The organism is Kribbella orskensis (assembly GCF_004342085.1).
GTDB classification, from domain to species: domain Bacteria; phylum Actinomycetota; class Actinomycetes; order Propionibacteriales; family Kribbellaceae; genus Kribbella; species Kribbella orskensis.
The window spans coordinates 204136-216351 of the sequence record NZ_SLWM01000010.1 but is presented as its reverse complement, the minus strand read 5'-3'; the positions used below and the strand labels follow the sequence as shown (position 1 = coordinate 216351).

Annotated in this window: 10 protein-coding genes; 6 read left to right on the top strand and 4 right to left on the bottom strand. The window is 68.1% G+C overall.

All coding sequences use genetic code 11. From position 1 onward, the window contains the following. Positions 1-69 precede the first annotated feature (69 nt). Both EV644_RS25805 and EV644_RS25800 read right to left on the bottom strand, forming a co-directional pair. Positions 70-1755 carry a ribonuclease J gene (locus EV644_RS25805; protein WP_132191302.1) on the bottom strand — a complete coding sequence of 562 codons (1686 nt, stop codon included), beginning with the start codon at positions 1753-1755 and terminating at the stop codon, positions 70-72. Between the two features lie 94 nt (positions 1756-1849). Then, on the bottom strand, positions 1850-2737 hold the full coding sequence (locus EV644_RS25800; protein WP_132191301.1) for a RecB family exonuclease: 888 nt from the start codon (positions 2735-2737) through the stop codon (positions 1850-1852). Between the two features lie 193 nt (positions 2738-2930). Between EV644_RS25800 and EV644_RS25795 the strand changes: the two genes are divergently transcribed. The 5 genes from EV644_RS25795 to EV644_RS25775 all read left to right on the top strand — a co-directional run bounded on the left by EV644_RS25795 (position 2931) and on the right by EV644_RS25775 (position 9324). Continuing rightward, complete coding sequence (locus EV644_RS25795; protein ID WP_132191300.1) at positions 2931-3779, top strand: intradiol ring-cleavage dioxygenase; 849 nt, start codon at positions 2931-2933, stop codon at positions 3777-3779. Positions 3780-3814: 35 nt separating this feature from the next. Beyond that, positions 3815-4966 carry a site-2 protease family protein gene (locus EV644_RS25790; protein ID WP_241998754.1) on the top strand — a complete coding sequence of 384 codons (1152 nt, stop codon included), beginning with the start codon at positions 3815-3817 and terminating at the stop codon, positions 4964-4966. Between the two features lie 1064 nt (positions 4967-6030). Beyond that, a complete protein-coding gene (locus tag EV644_RS25785) occupies positions 6031-6987 on the top strand; it encodes a tRNA (adenine-N1)-methyltransferase (RefSeq protein ID WP_132191299.1) in 957 nt (318 codons plus the stop codon). Between the two features lie 69 nt (positions 6988-7056). Further along, entirely contained in the window at positions 7057-8799 is a 1743-nt protein-coding gene (gene arc, locus EV644_RS25780) for a proteasome ATPase (protein ID WP_132191298.1), read from the top strand. 180 nt (positions 8800-8979) lie between these two features. Beyond that, positions 8980-9324, top strand: coding sequence for a hypothetical protein (locus EV644_RS25775; RefSeq protein WP_132191297.1), 345 nt, complete (start codon positions 8980-8982; stop codon positions 9322-9324). A 25-nt stretch (positions 9325-9349) separates the two neighbouring features. Here EV644_RS25775 and EV644_RS25770 read toward each other — a convergent pair whose 3' ends face one another. Continuing rightward, positions 9350-10093: a phosphotransferase gene (locus tag EV644_RS25770; protein ID WP_132191296.1), complete on the bottom strand. Its 744-nt coding sequence runs from the start codon at positions 10091-10093 to the stop codon at positions 9350-9352. Further along, positions 10090-10590, bottom strand: a complete 501-nt coding sequence (locus EV644_RS25765; protein ID WP_132191295.1) for an NUDIX hydrolase — start codon at positions 10588-10590, stop codon at positions 10090-10092. Before EV644_RS25765 ends, EV644_RS25770 begins: the two co-directional genes overlap by 4 nt. A 73-nt stretch (positions 10591-10663) precedes the next feature. Between EV644_RS25765 and dop the strand changes: the two genes are divergently transcribed. Then, positions 10664-12184, top strand: a complete 1521-nt coding sequence (gene dop / locus EV644_RS25760; RefSeq protein WP_132191294.1) for a depupylase/deamidase Dop — start codon at positions 10664-10666, stop codon at positions 12182-12184. The last annotated feature ends 32 nt before the right edge of the window (positions 12185-12216 follow it).

Genomic DNA, 12216 nt, shown 5'->3' with positions numbered 1-12216 from the left:
GTGGTTGGAGTGTTCGGTTGACCGCGCGCGGTGGGTGTCTGGGGCTGTCTGGTCCAGCGGGGTAGTCGATCAGGCGTCGATGACGACCGGGATTACTACCGGGCGACGGCGCCAGTGGCGGTAGGTCCAGTTGCCTACGGAGCGGCCTACCAGTTCCTCCAGGGCGTTGGCCTCGCCGATGCCTTCGGAGGCTGCCTTCGCGAGGGTTTCCTCGATGACGGGGATGACCTCTTTGAAGGTGGTGTCGTCGTGGACGAAGCCGCGGGCCAGGAAGTCCGGCGGCTCGGCCAGGCGGCCCGTGTTGGCGTCGACGAGCAGGACGACGGTGACGACGCCCTCCTCCGCCAGCGCACGGCGGTCCTTCAGCGACGCCTCGGTGACCCCGCCGACCGTCATCGCGTCGACGTACACGTAGCCCGCCTCGACCTTGCCGACGATCCTCGCGCGGCCGCGGTCCAGGTCGACCACCACGCCGTCCTCGGCGATGATCACCCGGTCAGCCGGTACGCCGGTGCGGGTGGCAAGCTCGGCGTTCGCCTTCAGGTGGCGGAACTCGCCGTGGATCGGCATCACGTTGCGCGGCTCGACCAGGTTGTAGCAGTAGACCAGCTCGCCCGCGCTCGCGTGCCCGGAGACATGCACCTTCGCGTTGCCCTTGTGGATGACGTTCGCACCCCAGCGGATCAGGCCGTTGATCACCGCGTAGATCGCGTTCTCGTTGCCGGGGATCAGCGAGCTGGCCATCAGCACGGTGTCGCCCTCGCCGATCCGGATCATGTGGTCGCGGTTCGCCATCCGGGAGAGCGCGGCCATCGGCTCACCCTGCGATCCGGTGCAGATCAGCGTGACCTTGCGGTCGGGCAGCTTCTCCAGCTCCTTCAGGTCGACGATCAGACCCTTCGGAATCTTCAGATACCCGAGATCGCCGGCGATGCCCATGTTGCGGACCATCGAGCGCCCCACGAACGCGACCTTGCGGCCACCCGCCTTCGCGGCGTCCAGAACCTGCTGGATCCGGTGCACGTGGCTGGCGAAGCTGGACACGATGATCCGGCCGGGCGCTGTCCGGAAAACGGTGTCGATCGCCGGACCGAGATCCTTCTCGGCGGTGGTGAAGCCCGGTACGTCGGCGTTCGTGGAATCCGTCATGAACAGATCCACGCCCTCCTCACCGAGCTTGGCGAAGCCGCGCAGGTCGGTGAGCCGGCGGTCCAGCGGGAACTGGTCCATCTTGAAGTCGCCGGTGTGCAGTACTACGCCGGCCTTCGTCCGGATCGCGACCGCGAGGCCGTCCGGGATGGAGTGGTTGACGGCCAGGAAGTCGCACTCGAACGGCCCGAGCTTGCGCCGGTCGCCCTCCTTGACCTCCACGGTCACGGGCTTGATCCGGTGCTCCTTGAGCTTCGCGGTCAGGAACGCCAGGGTGAGCCTGGAGCCGACCACGGGGATGTCGGAGCGCTCCTTCAGCAGGTAGGGCACGCCGCCGATGTGGTCCTCGTGGCCGTGCGTGAGGACGATCGCGTCGATCTTGTCCAGCCGGTCCCGGATCCAGCCGAAGTCGGGCAGGATCACGTCGACGCCGGGCTGGTGCTCCTCGGGGAACAGCACGCCGCAGTCCACCACGAGCAACCGGCCGCGATGTTCGAACACGGTCATGTTGCGGCCGATCTCGCCGAGGCCGCCGAGAGCGACCACGCGGAGTGCGTTGTCGGGGAGTCTGGGCGGTTGACCGAGTTCGGGATGCGGATGGCTCATAGTGTGGACGGTATCCGAGTCCGGTGACACACCCAGGCATCGACCGGGTGTGACCAGTACCTCAGCCAACTGCTAACGCCCGTCATATCGCTCCTCAGCCATCGACTCCGACGAGGTCTACGCCGGCGGATTCCTGGGCAACCTCCTCGACGGAGCGCACCGGCAGCGGCGGGGGAGTGCCACCCCAGGCTGGGCAGATCGCCTTGTGGTCGCACCAGTCGCACAGCGGTCCCGGGCTCGGCCGCCAGTCGCCCGACTCCAGCGCCCGGGTGATCGCGTTCCACAATGCGCCGACCTTGCGCTCGCAGGCAAGCAGGTCGGCCTCGTCCGGGATATAGCGGACGATCTCGCCATTGCCCAGGTACACCAGCTGGAGCATCGCCGGGACCACCCCGCGCAGCCGCCACAGCACGAGCGCGTAGAACTTCATCTGGAAGAGCGCCTTCGCTTCGAAGAACTCTGACGGCGACCGGCCGGTCTTGTAGTCGACCACCCGGATCTCGCCCGTCGGAGCCACGTCCAGGCGATCGACGTACCCCCGGAGCGTGAGACCCGACTCGAGCTCGGTCTCGACGTACAGTTCGCGCTCGGCGGGCTCCAGCGCGTTCGGGTCCTCCAGGGTGAAGTACTTGCCGAGCAGCTGATGGGCTTCGGCCAGCCACTTGGCCAGCTCGGCACCGTCCGCGTCCTCGGCGAACAACTCGGCGACCTCGGGCTCGGCGGCGAGCACCTGCTGCCACTGCGGCTCGAGCATCTCGGCTGCGTGCTCGAGGGTGCGCTGGCCGGCCGGCAGGTCGAAGAGGCGCTCGAGAACGCCGTGCACCACCGTGCCGCGCACGGCGGCGGAAGACGGTTTCTCCGGCAGCCGGTCGATCACCCGGAACCGGTACTTGAGCGGGCAGGACATGAAATCCGCCGCCCGAGACGGGGACAGGGCTCCGCGCGGGTGGCCGTGCACATCGACTGCTGCTGCAACGCTCATGCCCGAAAGGCTAGGCGAGACCACCGACACTGCGCGCGCACGCCGCACCAGGCTGTGGACAACCACCTCACAACCGGCCCAGAACCGCCCGGCTACGGGTTGAATCGGCTCACAGGGAACTCCCAGCGGACTTTCGGCAAACCATCGGCCTCGGTCGGCACTCTGGAGTCACAGCCGACCAAGGAGACCGACCATGACACCCCCGCACGAACACGACCTGGGCCTCGTACACGACCTGGGCACGCTCCGCCGGCGGAACGTGCTGCGACTGCTGGCAGGCGTCGGCTTTGCGGCGATGGCCGGCTGCGCGACCGACGACTCCACCTCCGGCGGCTCCACGAGCCCCTCCAGCAGCAGCCCGTCCAGCAGCGGTACGACGTCGGCCGGTACGCCGAGCGCCACGACCTCGACGGGAGACGTCGACGAGATCCCGTCCGAGACAGCCGGCCCGTTCCCAGGAGACGGGTCGAACGGCCCGAACGTGCTGACCGAGTCCGGCATCGTCCGCAGCGACATCACCAAGAGCTTCGGATCCTCCTCAGGCGTTGCCGAAGGAGTCCCGCTCACGGTCGAGCTCGTAGTACTGGATGCGGACAAGGACACCGCACTGGCGGGTGCTGCCGTCTACCTGTGGCACTGCGATGCCCAGGGCAGGTACTCGCTCTACGACACTGAGATCACCGACGAGAACTACCTGCGCGGCGTCCAGGCGGCCGATGCCAACGGCAAGGTCACCTTCACCACGGTCTTCCCCGCGGCGTACTCCGGCAGGTGGCCCCACATCCACTTCGAGGTCTACGCCTCGCTGTCGGAGGCCACGGCCGCAGGGAAGATCAGTGCGACCTCCCAGCTGGCCCTGCCGGAGGAGGCCTGCAAGGCGGTCTACGCGACTTCCGGGTACGACGGGAGCACCCAGAACCTGTCCAGGACGTCGCTGCAGAATGACAACGTCTTCGGCGACGACGGCGGGATACACCAGTTGGCGAGCATGAGCGGCAGCGTGCAGGAGGGCTATGCGGCTCGCCTCACCGTGGGTGTGTAGCACGGTGTTACCTAGGGACCAGTAGCGTTACCTCGATGTCCGAGCCGCGTGATCCCCAGAGTCCCGCCCAGCCTGCCGGCGCACCACCCGGCACCTGGGTGCTCGGCCGTGTCAAGGGGATCCGGCTCACCATGCGGTACACCTGGCTGCCGGTCGCAGTACTGCTGGCTCTGGGCTTCTCCAGCATCATCGGGCAGCAGTTCCCCGACCTGGGCAACTGGCGCTACGTGGCGTCGTTCGCCTTCGTGATCGCGTTCACCGTGTCGATCCTGCTGCACGAACTCGCGCATGCGCTGGCGGCGCTGAAGTTCAACATCCAGGTGTCGGAGATCAACCTCGGCTTCTTCGCGGCCGGCACGCACATCGAGGGGGAGCGCAAGAGCCCCTTCGAGGAGTTCGTCGTGTCGGTGGTCGGCCCGCTGGCCTCCCTGCTCGTCGGCGGCCTCGCGTACCTCGGTGCGCGCGCAGCTGACGAAGGCGTCGCATACGTCGCGCTGTTCGAACTCGCCGTGGCCAACCTCATCGTTGGCGTCACCAACCTGCTCCCGGGGCTGCCGCTGGACGGTGGTTGGGTACTGCGGGCGTTCGTCTGGAAGCTGACCGGCAACATGCACACCGGGACGATCGCGGCCGCGTGGGCAGGCCGCCTGATCGCCATCGCGGTACTGGCGGCCCCAGTGATCCTGCAAGAGTTGTTCGACCGGCCGCCGACCATCATCGACTTCGTGATCGCCCTGGCGGTCGGCTTCTTCCTCTGGATGGGCTCGACGGCCTCGCTCATGCAGGCCCGGCTCCGGCGCAAGCTCCCCGCCCTCCAGGTCCGCACCCTCGCCCGCCGCGCGATCGCCGTACACGCCAATACTCCGGTGTCGGAAGCGGTCCGCCTGGCCGCCGGGGCGCAAGCGGGTGCCGTAGTGGTCATCGACGGCGACGACAAGCCGCATGCGCTCGTCTCGGAGTCCGCGGTCAACGCGATCGCCCCGAACCAGCGCCCCTGGACCACAGTCGGCGAAGTAGCCACCCGCATCGGCGCCGGCCACATCATCGGCGTCAACGACACCGGCGAAGAAATCCTCGCCACCCTCCGCAAGAACCCCGCCACCGAATACCTCGTCCTCGACGCCAACGGCGCCGTGTACGGCGTCCTCGCCACCGCCGACGTGGAAGAGGCCTTCCGCGCCCGCTGACCCGGTACCGCCGGTACGTCGGTACGCCGCGCGGGGTAGTGGGTGAACATCAGGTGCGGGTGGTTCGTCGGGCATGGGTGCGGGTGGTTCGCCGGGCGTGGCGTGCGGGTGGGTTCCCCGGGCATGGGTGGGGGTGGTTCGCGGTCTCCGCTGCGTGATGGTGCTAGTCGGGATGGGGTGCGTCAAGAGCGCCTTCGGCGTCCCTTCGGGATCGAAACAAGTTTCGACTCTTGACCCACCCCATCCCGACCAGGGAAGGACGCAGCTACGCGGATCCCGCGGAGGGGTGTGAGCCGGGTCGGGGTGGTGTTTTCGGGGGGTGGGGTGTACCGGGCGACGGAGGTGTGAGCCGGTCCGGGGTGGTGTTGTCGGGGTGGGGTGTACCGACCGACAGGTAGTGCTGGGGTGGTCGCGGAGGTTCCAGGCGTGGGCGGCCCGTCGGGGTGGCGTGTGCGGCGACTACTTCCTGTCCTTCGGTACACAAGGGGCTTCCGGGGCTGGGTTTCGCCATGGTGGGTGGTGGCCGTGCCGATTCGGGGGGTGGCGCCGCCGGGTTGTTCGACCACTGGCAGGTTGTCAGCCGGCTGGCCGGTTGTTCGGCCGCTTCTGACTCGTTTCGGGGTCCACTGGCGGGATGTTCGCCGGCTGGCGGCCAGTAGGGTGCCAGCGGCCGAACAACCCGCCAGCGACGGCCTGCCGACGGCCCCGGACCCGCATTTTGGGCACCAGACGTGCTCCCCGGCCCTTGTCGCCACACCCCTCAGCGGCTCCGGGATAGCTGCGTCCTTCCCTGGTCGGGGTGGGGTGGGTCAAGAGTCGGAACTTGTTCCGATCCCGAAGGGACGCGAAGCGCTCTTGACGCACACCGGCCCGACTAGCACCATCACGCAGCCCGGGGACGCAACCACCCGAACCGATGCCGCGGGAATCCATCGGCCGGTGCGAGGTGGAACCGCCCGGACCCTTGCCGGTGGACTGTCCAGAACCTGTGCCGACGGGGTCAGCCGGGGGCGGCGTACCGGCGTACCTGGGTACGGGTGGTGGGCAGTTAAGGTGAGCGCCTTATGTCTGATCTTCGTGACTTTCCTGATGTGTCGTACTCCGGGGTCCACCACGGGCCGCTCCAGGCGGGGGAGTGGATCACGTTGTCGGACCCGAAGGGGCGGCGGCACTCTGTGTTCCTGGAGCGGGGGAAGATCTTCCACACGACCAAGGGCGGGATCGCCCATGACGACCTGATCGACGGGCCGGACGCGGTGGTGATCCGGTCGGCGGGGAACGTCGAGTATCTGGCGCTGCGGCCGTTGATGGCCGACTACTCGGTGTCGATGCCGCGGGGGGCCGCGGTGATCTACCCGAAGGACACCGCGCAGATCGTCACGATGGCCGACATCTTCCCCGGCGCGAAGGTGGTCGAGGCGGGTGCCGGGTCGGGCGCGCTGACCACCGCGCTGCTGCGGGCCGTCGGCATCCACGGGGAGGTCATCTCGTACGAACGGCGCGAGGACTTCGCCGAGGTGGCCCGCAAGAACGTGACCGGGTTCTTCGGCGGGGAGCATCCGGCTTGGCGGCTCGAGGTCGGGGACCTGGTGGAGTCGCTGGACGAGACGGACGTCGATCGCGTCGTACTGGACATGCTGGCCCCCTGGGAGTGCGTTGACGCCGCCGCGGGTGCCCTGGTGCCGGGCGGGGTGTTCTGCGCTTACGTCGCCACCACGACCCAGTTGAGCCGGGTCGTCGAAACGCTGCGGGCGCACGGTGAGTTCACCGAGCCGCGGGCCTGGGAGTCGCTGGTCCGGGACTGGCACGTCGAGGGGCTCGCCGTACGGCCCGGCCACCGGATGCAGGGGCACACCGCGTTCCTGGTCACCGCTCGGCGGATGGCGCCGGGGGTGAAGGCACCCCGGAAGAAGCGGCGTCCGGCCCCCGGAGCGTACGGCGACGACTATTCCGGGCCGCGCCGGTCCGATTCGGTCGGGGACACGCCGACGGCAACCGATTCATCCGCAACCGACACGTGATGGGATTCAGCTTGCTCAGTGAGGTTTTCTGGGTAAGGTCCATAGGGTCGAGCCCCACATGGTGAGGTGATGATCGTGGCTGGAGACGAGAGTCCTACCGCGGCAGAGCTGCGTAATCAGGTCCGGTACCTGGAAGCCGAGGTCGCAGCGTTGCGGCGTCGGTTGTTGGAGCACCCGGCGGACAGCCGGTCGCTCGAGAGCAGACTGTCGGAAACCCAAGCGTCCTTGGCGAGCGTGACCGCGCAGAACGAGCGGTTGGCGGAAACGCTGCGCGAGGCCCGAGAGAAGATCATCGCCCTCAAGGAGGAGGTCGACCGGCTGGCGCAACCGCCGTCCGGTTTCGGTACCTTCCTGGGCCGCAACGACGACGACACGCTGGACGTGTTCACCGGGGGACGCAAGCTCCGGGTCGCGGCGAGCCCCTCAGTCGACCTGGACGCGCTGAAGCTCGGCCAGGAACTGATGCTGAACGAGGCGTTGAACGTGGTCGAGGCCTGCGACTTCGAGGTCGTCGGCGACGTAGTGATGCTGAAGGAGCTGCTGGCCGACGGCGAGCGGGCACTGGTCATCGCGCAGGCGGACGAGGAACGGGTCGTACGACTCGCGTCACCGCTGCTCGACCAGCCGCTGCGGGCCGGCGACTCGCTGCTGCTGGAGCCCCGCTCCGGCTATGTGTACGAACGGATCCCGAAGTCCGAGGTCGAGGAGCTGATCCTCGAAGAGGTGCCGGACATCGACTACACCCAGATCGGCGGCCTCTTCGGCCAGATCGAGCAGATCCGGGACGCGGTCGAGCTGCCGTACCTGCACAAGGACCTGTTCCTGGAGCACGAGCTCAAGCCGCCGAAGGGTGTTCTGCTGTACGGCCCGCCGGGCTGTGGCAAGACGCTGATCGCCAAGGCGGTGGCGAACTCGCTGGCCAAGAAGGTCGCCGAGAAGACCGGTGTCGAGGGCAGGTCGTTCTTCCTCAACATCAAGGGTCCCGAGCTGCTGAACAAGTACGTCGGCGAGACCGAGCGGCACATCCGGCTGGTCTTCCAGCGGGCCCGGGAGAAGGCCTCCGAGGGCATGCCGGTGATCGTGTTCTTCGACGAGATGGACTCGCTGTTCCGCACCCGCGGCTCCGGTGTCTCCTCCGACGTCGAGAACACCATCGTCCCGCAGTTGCTGAGCGAGATCGACGGCGTCGAGGGCCTGGAGAACGTGATCGTCATCGGTGCCTCGAACCGTGAGGACATGATCGACCCGGCGATCCTGCGGCCGGGACGGCTGGACGTGAAGATCAAGATCGAGCGTCCGGACGCCGAGGGCGCCCGCGACATCTTCTCGAAGTACCTGACCACCACGCTGCCGTTGCACGCCGACGACCTGGGGGAGTTCTCCGGGGACAAGTCGGAGACCGTGAACGGGATGATCCAGCGGGTCGTCGAGCGGATGTACACCGAGACCGACGAGAACCGCTTCCTGGAGGTCACCTACGCCAACGGTGACAAGGAGGTCCTGTACTTCAAGGACTTCAACTCCGGCGCGATGATCCAGAACATCGTCGACCGGGCCAAGAAGATGGCGATCAAGGCCTACCTGGACGAGAACCAGAAGGGTCTGCGGGTGCAGCACCTGCTGCAGGCGTGCGTCGACGAGTTCAAGGAGAACGAGGACCTGCCGAACACGACCAACCCGGACGACTGGGCGCGGATCTCCGGCAAGAAGGGCGAGCGGATCGTCTTCATCCGTACGCTCGTCTCCGGCAAGCAGGGCACCGAGCCCGGCCGCTCCATCGACACGGCCACCAACACCGGGCAGTACCTGTAACACCTGCCCACCACGCGACACCCCAGCCGCCCCGGTCCCCACGGACCGGGGCGGCTGTGCGTTGTCAGCTCAGGCGGAAACGCCGCGGAGCGGGCGGCTGCTGGAGGGTGGCTACTCAGGGGGTCGGACCGGGGTCTTCCCTGATCCGTCAGGTGGTGAAGCTGTCGTACCTTCCTGGGTATGGCGACGGACGAGATTCGCAAGGACCTGCGCGCCGCGGTGGCCGCGCGGCAGGAGCTGGGCCCGGAGTACGAGCCCGAGATCATCGACGCGTTCCTGGAGAAGATCGACGCCCGGATCGCCCAACGCCCTGTCGCTCCGGAGCCGGTCAGGACCGGGCCGCCGAGCAAGGAGAACGACCCCGGCGGCCTCGCCCTCGCGATCGTCTCCGTCGTGGCCGGTATCCCGATCACGGCCATCGCCGGCGAGATGGAAGGCACCTTCGCTGTCATCATCTGCTGGGGCGGCCTGGTCGGCATCAACCTGGCCCGCTCCATCTCCCGCTTCATCGCCCGCCAGCCGTAACCCGCCAGCAGATCGCCAGAACGGCTCACAGACGCGCCAGGATGCCCTTCAGGCCGCTCTCCACGTCCTCCGGCAGGTCGAGCAGCAGCCCGCGATGTACTTCGTACCAAGGCCCGAGCTGGTGCCAGTCGTGCGCCCGGCTGCGGAGCTCCGGGGTGACGCCGTACGTCTCGCTGACGCCCTCGGCGATGCCCGCCGGCGCGCCGTTGAGCAACCAGCACAGGTCCAGCGCCGGATCGCCGATCTCAGCATCGGTCCAGTCGATGATCCCGGTGATCCGCCCGTCAGCGACGAGCAGGTGATCCGGCCCGAGATCCGCGTGAACCAGTGCTGTCCGAACTCCACCGACCCGCTCCAGGAGCGCCCTGCCGGCAGCCTGCGCGGACTGCGGCAGCAGCGGCACAACCTGCGCCCGGGCCTCGTCGAGGAACACCGTCTTCTCCGCGGCCGCCGTCTCCGCGTCCACTGCGCCATGGGCGACGGCCTCGGCCGGATCCACCGCGTGGAGCGCTTTCAGGAACGACCCGAGCTCGCGGCCCAGCGCAGTACTGCCTGCTTCTAGTGGGTCCCCGACCATGAGACGATGGCGTACGCCGTACTCAGTGGGCTCGGGGACTGGCACGGGCAGCGGGAGTTGTGGCGCGAGCCAGGGGAGGAGGCGGGTCTCTGCGAGCAGGCGCGGGCGGACCTCCTCGCGGCGTGGTTCCCGGTGCAGCCAGTCGCCGTCCAACCAGGCGCGGCTGTCCCAGCCGTTGTCCTCGATCCTCATGCGAGGCTGCGGACGAGTGGACCGAGCAGGGCGGCGGTGTCGGGCATGAACGGCCACTCGGGGTCGTCCAGCCGCGCTACGAGCTCCGCGGGGGACATCCAGTCGCCCCACTCGACCTCCTCCGGCTGGTGCTTCACAGGGCCGTCCCAGACGCACGTGTAGAGGTAGGCGTGGTAGCTGGTGAACTCGTCCGCGTAGTCGCCCTCCGGCAGCCGGGCGAGCTCGACCCCGGCGATCCCCAACTCCTCGGCCAGCTCGCGCACGACCGCGTCGTACGGGTCTTCACCGGCCGCTACGACGCCGCCGGCCGCGAAGTCGTACCGTCCCGGGTAGACGTCCTTGGTGGGCGTTCGGCGGTGCACGTAGATGTCACCGGCCGTGTTCCGGACCAGTACTCCGGTCGCGCCGTGGCGCAGGTTGTCGCGCCGCATGACGGAACGTGGCGCGGATCCGCACACCCGGCCGTCGCTGTCCAGCAGTGCCACTTGTTCGTCCATTCGTGCAGTCTCACAGGTAACCCTGTGGACACAGCAACACCTTTAGTCGGCCCGACCGCGTAGGCTCGATCGCATGAGTGTTCGGCGGATCATGGGGACCGAGACCGAGTTCGGCATCTCGGTTCCAGGCCAGCCCGGGGCCAACCCGATGCTGACTTCCAGCCAGGTGGTGAACGGTTACGCACAGACGCAGCCACTGGCGCGCAAGACGAGGTGGGACTTCGACGAGGAGCACCCGCTGCGGGACGCGCGCGGCTTCGACCTGAGCCGGGAGGTGGCGGACTCGAGCCAGCTCACCGACGAGGAGACCGGGCTGGCGAACGTGATTCTCACCAACGGCGCCCGGCTGTACGTCGACCACGCCCACCCGGAGTACTCCGCACCCGAGTGCACGAATCCGCGCGACGTGGTGGTCTGGGACAAGGCGGGCGAACTGGTGATCATGGAGGGCGCGCGCCAGGCCCGGCAGATCCCCGGCGCCCCGCCGCTGAACCTCTACAAGAACAACACCGACAACAAGGGCGCGTCGTACGGGTCGCACGAGAACTACCTGATGCGCCGGTCCACGCCGTTCGCGTCGATCGTGCGGCACCTGACCCCTTTCTTCGTCAGCCGCCAGGTGGTCACCGGCGCCGGCCGGGTCGGCATCGGCCAGGACGGCAACGCGCACGGCTTTCAGATCAGCCAGCGGGCGGACTACTTCGAGGTCGAGGTCGGCCTGGAGACGACGCTGAAGCGCCCGATCATCAACACCCGCGACGAGCCGCACGCGAACCCGGACCGGTACCGTCGGCTGCACGTCATCATCGGCGACGCCAACCTGTCCGAGATCTCCATCTACCTGAAGGTCGGTACGACGTCGCTGGTGCTGGCGATGATCGAGGACGGCTGGCTGACCGACGACCTGAGCGTCGACCGGCCGGTCACCGCGCTGCACGAGGTCAGCCACGACCCGACCTGCACTCACCTGATGACGTTGAAGGACGGCCGCAAGCTGACCGCGGTCCAGTTGCAGACGGAATACCTCGAGCAGGCCCGCAAGTACGTCGAGGACAAGTACGGCGACGACGCGGACCGGCAGACCAAGGACATCCTGTACCGCTGGGAGCAGCTGCTCGACCAGCTGGCCACCGACCCGATGAAGCTGGCCGACCAGCTCGACTGGGTCGCGAAGCTGAAGTTGCTGCAGTCCTACCGCGACCGCGACGGGCTGGAGTGGGACGACCCGAAGCTGCACCTGGTCGACCTGCAGTACGCCGATCTTCGTCCGGACAAAGGGCTGTACTACAAGCTGGTCAAGGCCGCCCGGATGCAGCGCCTGGTCAGCGACGAGGAGATCCGGATGGCCGTCTCGCACCCGCCGACGGACACCCGCGCCTACTTCCGCGGCCGCTGCATGCAGCAGTACGCCGGGCAGGTGGCGGCGGCCTCGTGGGACTCGGTGATCTTCGACCTGCCGGGCCGGGAGTCGCTCCAGCGGATCCCCACGCTGGACCCGCTGCGCGGTACGAAAGCACATGTCGGGGCGCTGCTGGACCAGTGCGACACCGCGAGTGACCTGGTTCGCACCATTACTGGGGGCGCCGCCGGGTAGGGTCGCTGTAGAGGGTCGGTTGGGCGGCCCTC

Excerpts from the sequence above, each read along its gene's own strand:
- EV644_RS25790 (WP_241998754.1), top strand. The coding sequence starts at position 3,815 with ATGTCCGAGCCGCGTGATCCCCAGAGTCCCGCCCAGCCTGCCGGCGCA.
- EV644_RS25795 (WP_132191300.1), top strand. The coding sequence starts at position 2,931 with ATGACACCCCCGCACGAACACGACCTGGGCCTCGTACACGACCTGGGC.
- EV644_RS25800 (WP_132191301.1), bottom strand. The coding sequence starts at position 2,737 with ATGAGCGTTGCAGCAGCAGTCGATGTGCACGGCCACCCGCGCGGAGCC.
- EV644_RS25785 (WP_132191299.1), top strand. The coding sequence starts at position 6,031 with ATGTCTGATCTTCGTGACTTTCCTGATGTGTCGTACTCCGGGGTCCAC.
- dop (WP_132191294.1), top strand. The coding sequence starts at position 10,664 with ATGAGTGTTCGGCGGATCATGGGGACCGAGACCGAGTTCGGCATCTCG.
- EV644_RS25765 (WP_132191295.1), bottom strand. The coding sequence starts at position 10,590 with ATGGACGAACAAGTGGCACTGCTGGACAGCGACGGCCGGGTGTGCGGA.
- EV644_RS25775 (WP_132191297.1), top strand. The coding sequence starts at position 8,980 with ATGGCGACGGACGAGATTCGCAAGGACCTGCGCGCCGCGGTGGCCGCG.
- arc (WP_132191298.1), top strand. The coding sequence starts at position 7,057 with ATGATCGTGGCTGGAGACGAGAGTCCTACCGCGGCAGAGCTGCGTAAT.
- EV644_RS25770 (WP_132191296.1), bottom strand. The coding sequence starts at position 10,093 with ATGAGGATCGAGGACAACGGCTGGGACAGCCGCGCCTGGTTGGACGGC.
- EV644_RS25805 (WP_132191302.1), bottom strand. The coding sequence starts at position 1,755 with ATGAGCCATCCGCATCCCGAACTCGGTCAACCGCCCAGACTCCCCGAC.